The 15728-nt window shown below is 66.1% G+C and carries 11 protein-coding genes and 1 tRNA gene; 5 read left to right on the top strand and 7 right to left on the bottom strand.

Translation table 11 applies throughout. The annotated features are described in order from the left end of the window. Positions 1-76: 76 nt before the first annotated feature. From ABIA70_RS12375 to ABIA70_RS12360, 4 genes are all read right to left on the bottom strand, one after another. Complete coding sequence (locus tag ABIA70_RS12375; protein ID WP_354147866.1) at positions 77-1237, bottom strand: globin domain-containing protein; 1161 nt, start codon at positions 1235-1237, stop codon at positions 77-79. 189 nt (positions 1238-1426) lie between these two features. Then, a complete protein-coding gene (locus tag ABIA70_RS12370) occupies positions 1427-1876 on the bottom strand; it encodes an RrF2 family transcriptional regulator (protein WP_354147865.1) in 450 nt (149 codons plus the stop codon). 20 nt (positions 1877-1896) lie between these two features. Beyond that, positions 1897-2397, bottom strand: a complete 501-nt coding sequence (locus ABIA70_RS12365; protein WP_354147864.1) for a hypothetical protein — start codon at positions 2395-2397, stop codon at positions 1897-1899. Between the two features lie 7 nt (positions 2398-2404). Then, complete coding sequence (locus ABIA70_RS12360) at positions 2405-3823, bottom strand: phosphomannomutase/phosphoglucomutase (RefSeq protein WP_354147863.1); 1419 nt, start codon at positions 3821-3823, stop codon at positions 2405-2407. 118 nt (positions 3824-3941) lie between these two features. Between ABIA70_RS12360 and ABIA70_RS12355 the strand changes: the two genes are divergently transcribed. After that, positions 3942-6122, top strand: coding sequence for a RecQ family ATP-dependent DNA helicase (locus ABIA70_RS12355; RefSeq protein WP_354147862.1), 2181 nt, complete (start codon positions 3942-3944; stop codon positions 6120-6122). On the opposite strand, the gene ABIA70_RS12350 is transcribed toward ABIA70_RS12355, so the two are convergent. The 3 genes from ABIA70_RS12350 to ABIA70_RS12340 all read right to left on the bottom strand — a co-directional run bounded on the left by ABIA70_RS12350 (position 6046) and on the right by ABIA70_RS12340 (position 10237). Beyond that, positions 6046-7527, bottom strand: a complete 1482-nt coding sequence (locus tag ABIA70_RS12350; protein WP_354147861.1) for an MFS transporter — start codon at positions 7525-7527, stop codon at positions 6046-6048. The two genes, ABIA70_RS12355 and ABIA70_RS12350, sit on opposite strands and share 77 nt — an antisense overlap. A 161-nt stretch (positions 7528-7688) precedes the next feature. Further along, positions 7689-7776 (bottom strand) — tRNA-Ser (locus ABIA70_RS12345). A 109-nt stretch (positions 7777-7885) separates the two neighbouring features. Further along, positions 7886-10237, bottom strand: a complete 2352-nt coding sequence (locus ABIA70_RS12340; protein ID WP_354147860.1) for a prolyl oligopeptidase family serine peptidase — start codon at positions 10235-10237, stop codon at positions 7886-7888. 75 nt (positions 10238-10312) lie between these two features. On the opposite strand from ABIA70_RS12340, the gene ABIA70_RS12335 reads away from it, so the two are divergent. The 4 genes from ABIA70_RS12335 (at position 10313) to ABIA70_RS12320 (ending at position 15714) form a co-directional block, all read left to right on the top strand. Continuing rightward, positions 10313-12283 (top strand): FAD/NAD(P)-binding protein, encoded by a 1971-nt coding sequence (locus tag ABIA70_RS12335; protein ID WP_354147859.1) that lies wholly within the window; start codon positions 10313-10315, stop codon positions 12281-12283. 501 nt (positions 12284-12784) lie between these two features. Next, positions 12785-13897, top strand: coding sequence for an ABC transporter substrate-binding protein (locus ABIA70_RS12330; protein WP_354147858.1), 1113 nt, complete (start codon positions 12785-12787; stop codon positions 13895-13897). Positions 13898-13900: 3 nt separating this feature from the next. Next, positions 13901-14785 carry an ABC transporter ATP-binding protein gene (locus ABIA70_RS12325; protein WP_354147857.1) on the top strand — a complete coding sequence of 295 codons (885 nt, stop codon included), beginning with the start codon at positions 13901-13903 and terminating at the stop codon, positions 14783-14785. Next, entirely contained in the window at positions 14785-15714 is a 930-nt protein-coding gene (locus ABIA70_RS12320; RefSeq protein WP_354147856.1) for an ABC transporter permease, read from the top strand. The genes ABIA70_RS12325 and ABIA70_RS12320 overlap by 1 nt, the downstream gene beginning before the upstream one ends. Positions 15715-15728: the final 14 nt, after the last annotated feature.

Raw genomic sequence — 15728 nt, 5'->3', positions numbered from 1 at the left:
GAAGTACGACGACGGCCCCGCACCTTTGTGAAAAAGGTGCGGGGCCGTCGTCGTAGGCGGAGGAGGCGGTGGGTACTTAGCTGGCCAGCCAGATGTCCGGGCCGAAGACCTCGTAGTGGATTTTCGTGGCCGGGATGCCGGCGTTGATGGCCTCGTTGCGGATGCTCTTCATGAACGGCAGGGGACCGCAGAGGTACAGCGAGGCGTTGGCCGGCAGGTCCACTTCACGCAGGGACATAAACCCCTCCTTGGTTCCCTCAACCGGGCGCTCGAGCCAGAGCTGGAGATCGGCCCCGTCGAGGCGCTCGACGTCGTCGGTCATCTGGCTGCGCAGCGCCCAGCTCTCCAGATCGCTTTCAGCGTGCAGGACCAGTACCTGGCGGTCCGAGCCGGAGTCGGCGAGGGAGCGCAGGATGGACGCGGTCGGGGTGCAGCCGATACCCGCTGAGGCCAGGACAACCGGTCCGTCGCCTTCCTTGAGCGTGATCTCGCCGTAGGGGTTGGAGATTTCCAGGATGTCGCCAACCTGGACGCTGTTGTGCAGCACGGGGGAAACTTCGCCGCCGTCGTCCTTCTTCGTGGTGAAGCTGCGGCTTGTGCCGGCATCGCCGGAGAGCGAGTACTGGCGGACCTGGCGCAGGCCGTCCGGCAGGGTCACTTTTACGCTGACGTACTGGCCCGGGAGAGCGGGGGTGATGGGGGTGTCGTCGGCGGGTTCCAGAGTGAAGGTCATGGAACCGGTGCCGGCGGCCGTCTTGGCTGCAACCCTCCACGGGCTCCACATCTTTCCGTTGGCCTGTGCCGCGTAGAGCCCCTTCTCCAACTTGATAAGTGCGTCGGCCATGAGCCAGTAAACCTCGGTCCAGGCCTCGGCGATTTCCGGCGTGATGACCTCGGCGAGGTCCTCGGCGATGGCATCGAAAAGGTGCTTGTAGACCACTTGGTACTGCGGTTCGGTGATGCCAAGGGATGCGTGACGGTGGGCGATGCGGGCGAGCACCGTCTCGGGCAGTGTGCCGGGGTTGTTCACCAGATGGGTGGCGAAGGCGGCAATGCTTCCGGCCAGGGCCTGCTGCTGGTTGCCGTTGCGCTGGTTGGAACGGGAAAAGAGGCCGTCCAAGAGTTCGGGGTGGGCGGCAAACAGCCGGGAGTAAAACTTGGGGGTGATGGCTCCGATCCGCGAGCCGACGAGCGGCAGCGTTGCCTCAATGACTGGGCGGGACTTGTCCGAGAGCATGTGTACTCCTGATGTAGGGACCGGGGTCTTCATCCGGCCTGGCTCAAATACTCATATCCGAAATGCGAGTATTCATATCCCAAGTTCTACACCTTGTAGAACTTGGGATCAAATCGATGACGGAGTGGGTCCGGGGGAGCCTCAAGGCGAGCCTCCGCCGAGCCTGAAAGCCGAGCCTGAAAGCCGGGCCTAAAGCCCGGGGCGCAGGCCGATCATGGCGAAGACAGGGGCCATTTGCCGGTAGTTGGGAAGTTCAGCAATAACCACCGGATCGAGTTCACGGTAGAACGCCTCCCGGGCGCGTGCCAGGGCGCCCCGCAACCTGCATTCGTTGATCAGCGGGCACTCGCCGTTCAAGGTATGGCAGTCGGCCGGGTCTGCCCGCGTATTCAACAGCCGCAACAGCTGGCCCACAGTTGCCGTCCGGCCCGCGACGTTAAGCCTCGAACCGCCGTTGCGGCCCCGTTCGACGTCAATCATGCCCAGTTCGCGGAGCCTGGCCATGGCCTTGCTGACGTGGTTGTAGGGAGTGCCCACGGCGTTGGCGATGCTCTGCGTGGTCAGCAGGTTGCCGTCCGGTGCAGCTGCCAGCACCATCATGGCCCTCAGGCTCACGTCCGCAAAGGCATTCAGTCTCATGTCATAAACCTAGTTGAGGTCTAGTCCACCCAGATGGCGGGTTCATTGGAATCAGCTGCAAGCCGGCCGAACTCCCATTCGCGGGATTCTGTGTTGGGTTTGTAGGGCAGGACAGCCGCGAAGAGGGAACCGTCGCGGTGTTCGGCGGCCACGTGGATGGCGTCCGAGTCCTCTTCGACCAGGAGGATGTCACACACCACAGCGGCGGCACGGAAGTCAGCGCGGTTCTGGCGGAGGAGTTCGGTGAGGTCGCCGATCATCGAATCCGCGTCGAAGTCTGCATCCGAACCGTCCTTGGCGTCGGCGGGGGTGACGGCCATCAGGCGGACTTCGCCATCGTTCTCCACGACCAGGGCGAAGGGCAGGAACCCGCCGTTTCGTTCCAGCTGCTCCTGCGCCGCGCCGATGCCTGTGCCGAGCAGGTTTTCCAGGTCAGTGGCCGTGGCCTCGGGAACGCTGTCCCGCCAGGAAGGGCCTTCCGCGGCGTTTGCCGACTGGCTGCCGGCGGTTCCGTCCTCCATCCGCGGGTTAGCCCCGGACATTGGACAGCACGCGGTCGCGCACCCGTTCCATGGTGGGCCGGTCCGTTGCTTCCACGTTCAGGCGGAGGAACGGCTCGGTGTTGGAAGGACGCAGGTTGAACCAGTAGCTGCCGTCGTTTGCCGTGAACGTGCTGCCGTCCATGGTGTCGATGGTGATGTCCTCGGCAGCGAAATCTGCGCGGACCCGCTCAACTGCTGCTGCCTTGTCCTCGATTTCTGAGTTGATCTCACCCGAGGAAACATAGGGCTCGTACTCGCGGCCGAGCTCCGACAGCGGTCCGTCCTGTTCGCCGAGCGCCGCGAGTACGTGCATGGCGGCCAGCATGCCGGTGTCTGCGTTCCAGAAGTCGCGGAAATAGAAGTGGGCGGAGTGCTCGCCACCGAAAACCGCGCCTTCCTCTGCCATGACTGCCTTGATGAAGGAGTGGCCAACACGCGTGCGCACCGCACGGCCGCCGTCGTGCTCTACGAGCTCCGGCACCGCGCGGGAAGTGAGCAGATTGTGGATGATGGTGGGCTTCGCCTCACCCTGTGCCTGGGCGCGGGCAATTTCACGGCGGGCAACCATGCCCGTGATGGCCGACGGCGAGACGGGCTCGCCCTTTTCGTCGATGACGAAGCAGCGGTCGGCGTCACCGTCGAACGCCAGGCCGATGTCGGCGCCGTGTTTGAGGACTGCGGCCTGCAGGTCGCGGAGGTTCTCCGGCTCGAGCGGGTTCGCCGGGTGGTTGGGGAACGAACCGTCCAGCTCGAAGTAGAGGGGGATGATCTCGAACGGAAGCTTGTGCAGGAGGGCGTCACCGAGTACCGCCGGGGTGGTGAGGCCTGCCATGCCGTTGCCGGCGTCGACGACGACCTTCAGCGGGCGGGAGCCGGAAAGGTCCACCAGCTTACGCAGGTAAACGGCGTAATCCTTCAGGACGTCGTGGACGCCGATCAGGCCGCGCGTGGTGGCTGCGGGGATGGAGCCGGTGTTGAGGTATTGCTCGGCCAGGGCCTGGATTTCCTTGAGCCCGGATTCAGAGGAGATGGGCTGCGCACCCGCCTTGGACATCTTGATTCCGTTGTATTCGGCGGGATTGTGGCTGGCGGTGAACGTGGCGCCGGCCGCGTTGAGGGAGCCGCAGGCGAAGTAAAGCTCGTCGGTGGAGATCAGGTCCAGCAGCTGGACGTTGGCTCCGCGGGTAGCGGCGCCGTCTGCGAACGCTTTGGTGAATTCGGGGGACGACGGACGCATGTCGCCGCCCACGAGGACGGTCTGGCCTTCCAGTTCAAGGACGTCGACGAAGGCAGCTCCGACGGCTTCGACGATTTCGGCCGTGATGGAATCACCCACGATTCCCCGGACGTCGTAAGCCTTGAAGGATGCCGAGAGGTCAAAAGTCTTTGTCTGTTCGCTAGTCACGGGTCTTATCTTACGTGGAAGCGGACAGACGCCTGTTGAGGGAAAGTCAAGCGCGGGCTGTGTCCACATAGCCGGCTTCGGGGTCTTGGCTGTCAGTGGGGGCTGGGATACTGAATCAATGGCCGATACTCAGAACACCGCCCTTCGCCCCGCCTCATCTTCGGACGCGACTTCCACAAAAATCCAGGCGCTGGAGGTCCTCCGGGAACTCGTGGGGCATCCGGAGGCGGACTTCCATGACGGCCAGTTCGAAGCGATCGAAGCACTGGTCGACGGCGGCCGGCGGGCTTTGGTGGTCCAGCGCACCGGTTGGGGAAAGTCGGCCGTGTACTTTGTCGCCTCCCTGCTGCTCCGGCGCCGCGGTGCAGGCCCCACGCTGATCGTCTCGCCGCTGCTGGCGCTGATGCGTGACCAGGTCGCCGCCGCCGCCCGTGCCGGTGTGCGGGCCGTGGCCATCAACTCCGCGAACCAACTCGAGTGGGACACCGTCCGGGAACAGCTCGCGGCCGACGAGGTGGACGTGCTCCTGGTTTCGCCGGAACGGCTCACCAACCCCTCCTTCCGGGAAAACCAGCTGCCCGAGCTCATCCGCCGAACGGGTCTGCTGGTGATTGACGAGGCACACTGCATCTCTGACTGGGGCCATGACTTCAGGCCCGACTACCGGCGGATCGCGGACCTGATCACCCAACTGCCGGAATCGGTTCCGGTGCTGGCCACCACCGCTACGGCCAATTCGCGCGTGGTCCACGATATCGAGGAACAGCTGGGCGCCGGTGTCCTGACCATCCGCGGCACCCTGGGCCGGGATTCCCTGCGCCTGGGTGTCCTCGCACTGCCCAATTCCCGCGAACGGCTGGGCTGGCTCCTGACCCATCTTGCCGACCTCCCCGGCAGCGGCATCATTTATACCCTGACCGTCTCGGCCGCGGAAGACACGGCCCGGCTTCTCGCCGAAGCAGGGCACGAAGTGCAGGCCTACACAGGCCGTACTGATCCCGCGGACCGTGAACGGGCAGAGCAGCTGCTCAAGAACAACGAGGTGAAGGCGCTCGTGGCCACATCCGCCCTGGGCATGGGTTTTGACAAGCCCGACCTCGGATTCGTTGTCCACCTGGGCGCTCCGTCGTCCCCGGTGGCTTATTACCAGCAGGTGGGCCGTGCCGGCCGTGGCGCCGCAAACGCAGATGTCCTGCTGCTGCCCGGATCGGAGGACCGCGATATCTGGCAGTATTTCGCGACGGCCTCCATGCCCTCCGAGGAAAAGGCCAACGCCGTCCTGACAGCTTTGGCCGAGGCCGGCACCGCGGTGTCAACGGTGGCCCTGGAGGCCCGGGTTGACCTGCGCCGCACCCCGCTGGAACTGCTGCTCAAGGTCCTGGCCGTGGACGGGGCCGTGGAACGGGTGGGCGGTGGCTGGCGTTCCGCCGGCCAGCCCTGGTTCTACGATGCTGAGCGGTACCGCCGCATCGCCGAAGCCAGGGTGGATGAGCAGGACTCCATGGTGATCTACCAGGACACCGCGGGCTGCCGGATGGAGTACATCACATCGGTTCTCGATGACGAGACGGCGCACGCCTGCGGCAGGTGCGACAACTGTGCCGGCCGCTGGTTCCCGGCAGAAATAGCCGAGGACGCCACGGCCGCTGCCGGTGAGACCCTCAGCCGCGCCGGCGGCGTCCTGGAGGCCCGCCTTCAGTGGCCCAGCGGCATGGACCGCCTGGGCATTCCGGTGAAAGGCAAAATCAAGGCGGACGAATCGCTGACGGACGGCCGGGTGCTGGCCAGGCTCACCGATCTGGGCTGGGGCGGGGCGATGCGTGAACTTTTCGCGGCCGGAGCCGCGGACCGCCCGGTCGATCCGGCCATGCTGCAGGCATGCGTGCAGGTCCTGCGCGAATGGGCAACCCCTGCCGGCCGCAACCCGGGCTGGAGCGGTGCAGGCAGGCCCGCAGCAATCGTCAGCATGCCCTCCCGCAGCAAGCCCGAGCTGGTCCGCTCGCTGGCCCGGGGGATCTCGGAAATCGGCAGGATGCCTTACCTGGGTGAGCTGGACCTCGGCCATGGCGGACCAACTGGAAACCGCGGCGGCAACAGCGCGTACCGGTTGGCCGGCGTCTGGGACCGCGTGGTGGTTGGCCCGGAACTGGAGGCTGCCCTGGCTTCACTGGACGGTCAGGGCGTGATGCTGATAGACGACCTGGTGGACAGCCGCTGGACACTCACCGTGGCTGGACGCGCCCTCCGGCAGGCGGGGGCGGGGGCTGTTCTTCCGCTGGTTCTTGGCCAGGCCGGCTGACAGCGGCACCGGCATGCCGATGAAGTGCCAGGCTGTCCGCCGTGCTGAGGAGCATCAGGACGGCCATGGTCAGTAAAGCCCCCCGGTACGGGCCAGCGGCATCGGCCGGGAAAGCGCCCACGCCGTCGAATATGCGGATCAGGAGCGCCCCCACAGCGATGCCGGCACCGGCAGCGAGCTGAACCAGCGTCGCCGATACGGTGTTGGCGGAGGTGAGCTGGGCGGGCACGATGTCCGCGTACTGCACGGAGGCGTAGGCGGAAAAGCCGATTGAACGGAATGCCCCGCTGCAAACCAGCAGTGCGAAGATCAGGACTTCCGGCGTCTCAGGCGTCATCAGGGCGCATACGGCGAAGGTCACCGCAGAGGCCAGCGAACCGAAGACCAGCATGGCCCTGAACCCGAAGCGCCTGATCAGCGGCGTGGTGGCCGGCTTGATGCCGATGTTGCCGACAAAGACCGCGGCCACCATGATTCCGGCGTGAATCGGCGACCAGCCGAAGCCTGCCTGGAACATCAGCGGCAGGAGGAAAGGCACCGAAGTGATGGTCAGCCGGTACACAAACCCGCCGGTCGCCATGGCCCGGAAAGTGCGGGTGGAAAAGACTGTCAGGTCAAAAAGCGGTGTACTGGCCCGCTTCATCCACAACACGGCTGCTGTCAGGCCCGCGGCCCCGGCGACCGCACTGATGGCACCCCATGGCCTGTCGGGGTGGGCGGTGGCCAGCTCCAGGCCAACAACCAGGGCGCCCACACCGGCGCTGGTAAGGACCAAGCCAAGCCAGTCCAGCCTGCGGTGGCGGTCTCCTGCTGCTGTCGGCACCAGCCGCAGGGCAGCAATGAAGGCGGCAATGCCGAGCGGCAGGTTGATGAGGAAAATCCAGTGCCAGGACAGGTACGTGGTCAGCGCGCCGCCAACCAGAGGCGCCAGGACCGGCGCGAGCAGTGCAGGCCAGACCAGGAAAGCCGTGGCGCGCAAAAGCTCCGACTTGGGTGTTCCGCGCAGCACCACCAGCGTCCCTACCGGAACCATCATGGCCCCGCCTGCGCCCTGGAAGATCCGGCTGAGGGTCAGCATGGTGAGGTCGGTGCTTAGGGCACAGGCCAACGAAGCCAGGGTGAACAGCGCGATCGCCAGACAGAATACCCGGCGTGCCCCCATGCGTTCGGCGAGCCAGCCGCTGAACGGAATGCCCATGGCCACGGTCATGAGGTAGGCGGTCATGGCGATGTTGACGTCGGCGGCAGGCAGGCGAAGGTCCGCGGCGATGCTGGGGATGGCGGTGGTCAGGATGGTGCCGTCGAGGATCTCCATAAAGAAGGTCGCGGCTACCAGCAGGGCTAGCCGGGGATTCCAGACCTGGTGCGTACCGGTGTCCGCGTCCGCGCTGTTGCTTGCTGCCATTGAACCATCCTGCCACCGCGCGGCCCTGTTGAGCGCCGTGTGTCCGTACCCCGGACCGGCTGATAACCGGACCGGCCGGACCCCAGGCAGAGGAGGCCCAGGGGTGGCAGCGAACCATCCCGGGTACGCAAAAGGCCCCGGTCCAGGACCGGGGCCAAACGCGGAGACGGGGGGATTTGAACCCCCGGTGGAGTTGTGCCCCACACTTCATTAGCAGTGAAGCCCATTCGGCCGCTCTGGCACGTCTCCAATTGCTATTCCTAGCCCACCAAGAATACGCAGAACGGGGCATGCAGCGCAAAACGGCCACCTGCGGCTGCCGGACCACCGTCCGGCACCGACCCGGAGGTCGGTATGCCTACGCGGCTGCGCCCGCGAGCGTCCGCCACAGGAAGTGCTGGCTGCGTGCCTGGAGTGCGGCCGCCTGCCGGTTGTCCGAGGCACCCGCATGCCCTCCTTCGAGCGCCTCGTGGAACCAGACATTGGGGATACCCATGGCCTCCATCCGGGCAGCCATCTTGCGCGCCTGTACCGGCCCCACCCTGTCATCGGAGGTTGCGGTCCAGATGAAGGTTTCCGGATATTCCACGCCGTCCTTGAGGAGGTGGTAGGGCGAGAAGGTTTTGATGTATTCCCATTCCTCAGCCACGTCCGGGTCACCGTATTCGGCGATCCAGGAGTGCCCGGCGGAGAGCCTGGTGTAGCGCCTCATATCCAGCAGCGGCACTCCGCACGAGATCGCACCAAAAAGTTCCGGGTAGCGGGTGAGCATGTTGCCCACCAGGAGTCCGCCGTTGGAGCCGCCCACACAGCCAAGACGCTCACGCGACGTGACCCCGCGCGAGATCAGGTCCTTTGCCACTGCCGCAAAGTCCTCGAAGGCACGGTGCCTGTTCTCCTTCAGGGCAGCCCGGTGCCACGACGGACCGTACTCGCCGCCGCCGCGGATGTTGGCCACAACGTAGACCCCGCCGCGGGAGTGCGATGCTTCGCCGGAGCCGGCAGGAGCCCCGGTCCGTCGCTCCAGCCAGGCCCTGCCCACAGTCCCGCTGTAAGCAGGGGTCCTTGAAATCTCGAAGCCGCCGTAACCCGAGAGCTGCGTGGGGTTCTGCCCGTCCAGGACCAGGTCCCGCGAGGCAACCTGGAAGTAAGGCACCCGGGTGCCGTCCGCCGACACCGCGAAGTGCTGCTGCACCTCGTAGCTCTCCTCATCAAAGAACGACGGCGACGACTTGACGGTCGTATGGCTGCTCACCACCCCAGCCGTCCCGGCACCGCCCGTCCCGGCGCCTGCACTGCCCGTTGCGTCGAGGGCCGCGTCGCCGGCCCCGTCTGCCGCTGCGGCGCCTGCGTCGGCGCGGTGGGCGCCCGCGCCGTCCCCGATGAGGGTTCCGCGCATCAGCGTGCTGGGGGTGGTGAAGCCGGTGGCGACAAGCCAGAAATCGTCGCCTGCACCGCCGTCGGACGGTCCCTCATCCTCGTCGTCCACCGCGTAGGCGTTCACGTCGTGCAGCGGCGGGCAGGCATCCAGCAGCGAGTAAGCCCAGGCCGTCCCGCCGGCTGCCGGCCCCGGCTTGGAAGGGTCCAGCACCCGGATCTCGGACGAGACGTCCCGGAGAAGGTTCAGCAACAGGAAATTCCGTGTCCAGCTCCAGGACTGCAGCGAGGTGTGGGTATCCGGAGTGAACAGCACGGACAGTTCGCGCGTCCCGGCAACGTAGTCATCGAACCTGGCCGCGAGCAGCGAACCGGCAGAGTACGTGGTGCCGTCTATTGCCCAGTCCCGCTGGGGCCTGAACAGAAGCCAGTCACGGTGGGCGCTGAGGTTCACATCGGTGGGGGCGTCGATCTCAACGAGGGCGCCGTCCCGCTGCACAAACGTGCGGCGGTTGAAGAAGTCGATGTAGTCAACGGCGAAAGTGCGTTCGTAGCCCGGGGTGGAGTCGTGCGCGGCCACGGCCATCATGTGGTCTTCCGCCACTTCAAACAGCCGGTCAGCGGCGGACAGAGCTTCGCCGCGCCGCAGCGTAACGGCGGTCCGGGCATAGGACGACGCCGTCTTGGGCAGGTCCCCGGCGGTGGAGGCAACCAGCAGCGTGTCCGCATCCAGCCAGGAGACGTTCCCCTTCGCCGTCGGGAGGTCAAAACCGCCGTCAGCAGGGTCAACAAAGGTGCGGGTTCCGACGTCGAACTCGCGGTACCGGTTGGCGTCGCCGCCGTCGGGGGAGAGCGCCAGCAGCGCCAGTCTGTACGGTTCCCCGGCTGCCGGCCGCAGGAAGGTGGCACCGTGGAAAACCCATTCCTCGCCTTCGGCGGCAGCGAGTGCGTCCACATCCAGCAGGACGTCCCATTCGGGGGAGTCCGTCACATAGCTTTCCCATGTGGTCCGGCGCCACAACCCTTTGGGGTTCGCCTGGTCCTTCCAGAAGTTGTAATACCACTCGCCGCGCTTGCCCACCATGGCGATCCGGTCCGTCGAGTCCAGCACCTCCAGGATGCTTCCCTCCAGTGCCGCATAGTCGGCGTCCTCCAGCAGGTCCTCCGTGCGGGCGTTCTGTTCCCGGACCCAGTCAAGCGGAGCATCTCCGTAGATTTCCTCCAGCCACACGTTCTCGTCGGTGGGTTCAGGGGCCACCCCGGCGGCGGAGGCATTGGCGGAAGTTTCAGGGGAGGAAGAACCGGGCGCTTGATCAGCTGCTGTGGTGGTCATGCGCCCCATCCAAACAACATCCGAGCGCAGCGTGCAAGTCAAGCGGCCCAGGTGCATGCCGATACTCTGGATGCCGTGGGTAAATCGCAGAGCATCCGGACAGCCATCATCGGCGCCGGCCCCCGGGGGACCAGTGTGCTGGAGCGCCTCCTCGCACACGCCGCGGCCCACCCCGGCTCCGCGCTCCATATCGACGTGATCGACCCCTACCCTGCGGGCGCCGGACATGTGTGGCAGCCTGGGCAGTCCCGGCTTTACCTCATGAACACCCAGTCCTTCTATCCCACCGTCATCCCGGAGGACCCCCGGCTGGCCAGGCCCATCGCCGGCATGTCGTTCGACCGGTGGCGTGCCCGCCAACAAACTGATCCGCACCCGTCGCTGACACCTGAGGAGCGGTCGGAGCTGGAAGTCCTGGGATCCCGCGACTTTCCCAGCCGCGCGCTGTATGGCCGCTACCTGCGCTGCACCCTCGAGGAGCTGACGGCAAAACTCCCCGACGGCGTCACCATCAGTTTCCACGAGACAGAAGCCGTGTGGGTCCGCCGGGCAGGCGTGGGAGAGCCGGGCACCGGAGAGTCGGGCGCGGGTGAGCCGGGCACCGCAGCGTTCGACGTCGGACTGGCCGGCGGCGGCTCGCTCACGGTCGACTCCGTTGTCCTCGCCCTGGGGCACCTGGGCTCCCGGCTCAACCCCGAGCAGCGTGAACTGCAGTCATCGGCAGGCCAGCTGGGCCTGCGGTACTTTCCGCCCGCCGTTCCCGCGGACGTTGACTGGTCCGCCATTCCTGCAGGCGAACCGGTTCTGGTCCGGGGGATGGGGCTGAACTTCTTCGACGCCATGGGGCAGCTCACAGAGGGCCGTGGCGGGAAATTCATCGACGCCGGGGCCGCGTTGGAGTACCGGCCCTCCGGACAGGAGCCCGTGATCATTGCCGCCTCCCGCCGGGGCACCCCCTACCGGGCCAAAGCCGCGCTGGGCGGGTACTACCCGTCGTCGGTCACCCTCCGGTATCTGACGGAGGCGGCGCTGGCCCGGTTCGAAGCGGCCGGGATCACCCCTGGCTTCGATCACGACCTCTGGCCGCTCCTGCACCGCGACACCCTCTGGGCCTACTACTCCACCCTGGTGCGCTCGCAGAAGGGTGCGGTCCCGGACCCTGCGGCGTTCCTGGACGCACTGGATGACGCCCTTCGGCCCCATGCCCACAGCGCAGCCAACTGGGAAGCCGGCGTGGACAGCGTCCTGGCCGTGCATGTCGGGCCGCGGCACCGCCTGGACCTGCTGGGCCTGGCCTCCCCGTTGGCCGGACGGACCTTCTCGTCCCGGGTTGAACTGGATGCCGCCGTCGTAGATTACCTCCTTGACGACGCCCGCCGTTCAGCCCTGGGCGAGGAGGACCCGGTGAAGATGGCCATCGGTGCGCTGCATCACGGGCGGGCGGTGCTGAAGACAGCAGTGGCCGACGGCGGCATCACGGACGAGTCGTGGGTCGCCGGCCTCCGTGGCTGGTTTGAGTCGTTTGTGGAGGGACTTGCCAGCGGGCCTCCGGCCCTGCGTGCGGAGCAGTTGGCCGCCCTGGCCCGTGCCGGGGTGGTCAGTTTCGTGGGGCCCGATCCCCGGTTCGGGGTGGACCGCGCGGCCGGCAAGTTCACCGCCGTGTCGCCCTGGGTGGGCGGTCCGCCGGTCACCGCAACGACGATGGTGGAGGCGCTCGCTCCCGCCAACCGGGTGTCCGCCAACGACTCGCCGCTCCTGCAACAGCTGCTCGCGGACGGAATGGTGCGCCCCCGGCTGATGATGACGGCCGAAGGTGCCCCGGTGCAGGCCACCGGCCTTGACGTCGTTCCGCACCCTTACCGGCCGGTTGCGTCCAATGGCGCGGTCCGGGATGGGCTGTACGTGCTGGGCCTGCAGCTTTCCGCCGCCCAGTGGGGTACTGCCATCGCCGCCGAAGCGATCCAGCCGGGTGGCCCGAACTACCAAAGCGGGCAGCGCACGCTTCGCGACGCCGACGAGATCGCCCAAGCCATCCTCGGTAACTGACCTCCCCTAAACCAACGCGGAGTCACTTCTTGCCCTAAATTCCCTCCGCATTGGGCAACGAGTGACCCCGCGTTGCTTTGGCGAGGCGGAACACAGCGCGCAATAATCCGCGGCGTCGGGAAGAAATATTGCCTCCTCGACACGGCTCACAGCGCCCCGCAGTACACACCCTGAGTCGCGGGAAGTAGCCGGGGCGTTTCATCCGGCGTCGGAATGTTGAGTGCTGTGGTGTGGCGTTGCCCCTCATGACGTTCCGCAGCCCCGCCCCCTGACGCTGTGTTACCCCATGTTGTGCACTGTTGTCCGGAGATGACGCTGCGTTGACCCCTGAGTCCCGTATTGCCGCACAAGACGCGCTGTAGACCCCCGTGACCTGCAGTTTCTTCCTGTGAACGCCGCACTTCTGCCGCGGATTCTTCTCTGCTCTAGTGGTTGCCACGAGCCAGCCGGCCCGGAGCCGCATCAACGGGTTCCACCCAACAAGTGCAGAAAGAATCCGCCATGAAATTCCGAAACCAGCCCACAGCAACAACCTCCGCCGCCCGGACGACTGGAGGCCTGGCACGGCGTTTGGCCGCCGCCGCAGCGTCAGCCGTAGCCCTGTCCCTGGCGCTGACGGGTTGTGGCGGCGCTGCAACGGCACAGTCAGTCGGGGCCCAGGGTGCCGGCGGCACGGAAGTGAAGACCGTCCGCTACCAGGGTTCACCCAACACCGTCGCGCTGGTGGAGGTGGCGGAGGACCTCGGATACCTGGGGGACGTCAAGCTCGAATGGGTCAGCAACACCACCAGCGGGCCCCAGAGCATCCAGTCCGTGGCCACCGACCAGACAGACATCGGCGGAGCCTTCACGGGTGCCGTCATCAAGCTGATCGAGGCAGGCGCACCGGTCCAGGCCGTCATCAATTACTACGGCGAGGACAAAGACACCTTCACCGGGTACTACGTGGAGGAAGGCAGTTCCATCAGGACCGCCCGGGACCTGATCGGCAAGAAAATCGCCGTGAACACCCTCGGTGCCCACCACGAGGCAGTCATCAACACCCACCTGAAGAACAGCGGCCTGACGCCGGAGGAAATCAAGCAGGTGCAGCTGGTGGTGGTGCCGCCCAACGAAACCGAAGTGGCCCTGCGGAAGAAACAGGTCGACGTCGGAACGCTCGGCGGAGTGCTCCAGGACCGTGCGCTCGCCGAGGGCGGCGTCCGCGCCCTCTTCACCGACGTCGGCGTAATCGGCGGTCCCTTCGACGCCGGCCAGTACGTCCTGCGTAAGGACTTCCTGGCCAGGAACCCGGAAACCAGCCGCACACTGGTCACCGGCGTCGCCAAAGCCATCGAGTGGGAACGGACCACCCCGCGGGATCAGGTGATCGCCAAGTTCGAGGAAATCATCGCCAAGCGCGGCCGGAACGAGAGCACCGAAGCGCTGAAGTACTGGAAGAGCGTGGGAGTTGCATCGCCCGGCGGCCGGATCCAGGACAACGACTTCACGCGATGGGCCGACTACCTCAAATCTGCGGGAATCATCAACGGCGACCTGGACACCAGGAAGCTCTACACCAATGAGTTCAACCTGCTGGAAACCCCGGCCCCGGCAGCAATCTCGAAAGGATAGGACATGACCCCGAAAATCAGTCTTCGAAACGTCACCAAGGAATTCACTGTCCGGCCGGGCAAGGGATCAGGCATCCGCCGCCAGGGTGAACCGTCGGTCCTCACGGCCATCGAGGATCTCAGCCTGGACGTCGCTGCCGGTGAGTTCCTCACTTTGGTGGGCCCCAGCGGCTCCGGCAAGACCACCCTCCTGGACCTGCTGGCCGGGCTGTCCCGTCCCACGTCGGGGAAGGTCCTGGTGGACGGAAAGGAAGTTGCCGGGCCCGGCCAGGACCGGGCGGTGGTCTTCCAGCAGTACGCGCTGTTCCCGTGGCGGACTGCCTCGGCCAACGTATCGATCGGCCTGGAGAACAGTGGCCTGTCAAGGAAGGAAAGGGCGGCGAAGGCCAGTGAATTCCTCGATCTCGTGGGCCTGGCCGGATTCGAGGACCGGTATCCGCATGAACTGTCCGGCGGTATGAAGCAGCGCGTGGCCATCGCCAGAAGCCTCGCCTATGAGCCGGACGTACTCCTGATGGACGAACCCTTCGCCGCCCTGGACGCCCAGACCCGCGAACAGCTCCAGGACGAGCTCCTGCGGATCTGGAAGGCGACAGGCAAGACCATTGTCTTCATCACCCACGGGATCGACGAAGCGGTCTACCTCGGCCAGCGCGTGGCAGTGCTCAGCGCACGCCCGGGAAAACTCAAGGAAATCGTGGACATCACTATCCCGGACCGCGACGGCGAGGCGGACATCCGCTCTCACCCCGCCTTTGTGGAACACCGCCACCAGGTCTGGTCCCTGCTGCACGACGAAGTCCGCCTCGCCCAGGACTCCGGCCACCGGAAGATCCTCCCTGACGGCACCGCCCCCGATGAACAGCCCCTCGAAAGGAGTGCCGCCTGATGAGCACTGTGTTGACCCGACCATCAGAGGCGGCTGCCGCCGTCGACCCTTCCCTGAAGTCCGGAGGAGGACCGTCAGGAGCCGGGCAGGCCGGAGGGCCCGGGACCCCAAGCGGACAACGCACGACGCCGGCGGCGGGGCTGCGTGCCGCGGCCCACCTCGCCGCGCGGGCCAGCTGGAAATCCCTGGCCGTCATCCTGTTCCTGGCGCTGTGGGAGTTTGGTCCGCAGTACCTTGCCACGCCCGCCACCCGGGTTTTTCTCCCGCCGCTGCATGAAGTGCTGGCGGCCGGAGCCAGGCTGGTGGAGAACGGGCAGCTGCAAAGCCATCTGCAGGCCAGTCTGACCCGCTCGGTGTCCGGCTTCGGGATCGCCGTGGTCTCGGCGGTCGTGCTCGGGCTCCTTATCGCCTGGTACGGCTGGCTGAACTCGTTCCTGAATCCGTTGCTGGAACTTTTCCGTAACACCGCCACCCTGGCCCTGCTGCCGGTGTTCACCCTGCTCCTGGGGATCGGCGAGGAATCCAAGATCACCATCGTCGCCTACGCCGCGTTCTTCCCGGTCCTGCTCAACACCATCGCCGGTGTTCGGACCGTGGACCCGCTGCTGATCCGGGCGGCCAAATCCCTGGGCCTGAATAGCTTCAGGCTCTTCCAGAAGGTGATCCTGCCGTCAGCGGTCCCCACCATTTTCACAGGAATCCGGATGGCCGGGACATCATCCATTCTGGTGCTCATCGCCGCCGAAATGGTGGGCGCCAAGGCCGGGCTGGGATACCTGATCGTCAACTCGCAGATGAGCTTCCTCATCCCGGACATGTATGCCGGCATCCTGACTGTCTCCGTGCTGGGCCTGGCCGTCAACGCCCTGCTCGTGTCCCTGGAACGGCACTTCTCCCGCTGGCGCACCGCCGTCGGCTCCACGTCCTGATCCCCTCCTAGCAA

The sequence above is a fragment of the Arthrobacter sp. 754 genome, from assembly GCF_040548695.1.
GTDB lineage: Bacteria > Actinomycetota > Actinomycetes > Actinomycetales > Micrococcaceae > Arthrobacter.
Note: the sequence above shows the minus strand (reverse complement) of the source record. Positions and strands in the feature narration are given on the sequence as shown.

Coding starts and splice junctions, on each gene's coding strand:
- ABIA70_RS12375 (WP_354147866.1), bottom strand. CDS start 1,237: ATGCTCTCGGACAAGTCCCGCCCAGTCATTGAGGCAACGCTGCCGCTC.
- ABIA70_RS12370 (WP_354147865.1), bottom strand. CDS start 1,876: ATGAGACTGAATGCCTTTGCGGACGTGAGCCTGAGGGCCATGATGGTG.
- ABIA70_RS12365 (WP_354147864.1), bottom strand. CDS start 2,397: ATGGAGGACGGAACCGCCGGCAGCCAGTCGGCAAACGCCGCGGAAGGC.
- ABIA70_RS12355 (WP_354147862.1), top strand. CDS start 3,942: ATGGCCGATACTCAGAACACCGCCCTTCGCCCCGCCTCATCTTCGGAC.
- ABIA70_RS12350 (WP_354147861.1), bottom strand. CDS start 7,527: ATGGCAGCAAGCAACAGCGCGGACGCGGACACCGGTACGCACCAGGTC.
- ABIA70_RS12340 (WP_354147860.1), bottom strand. CDS start 10,237: ATGACCACCACAGCAGCTGATCAAGCGCCCGGTTCTTCCTCCCCTGAA.
- ABIA70_RS12330 (WP_354147858.1), top strand. CDS start 12,785: ATGAAATTCCGAAACCAGCCCACAGCAACAACCTCCGCCGCCCGGACG.
- ABIA70_RS12325 (WP_354147857.1), top strand. CDS start 13,901: ATGACCCCGAAAATCAGTCTTCGAAACGTCACCAAGGAATTCACTGTC.
- ABIA70_RS12320 (WP_354147856.1), top strand. CDS start 14,785: ATGAGCACTGTGTTGACCCGACCATCAGAGGCGGCTGCCGCCGTCGAC.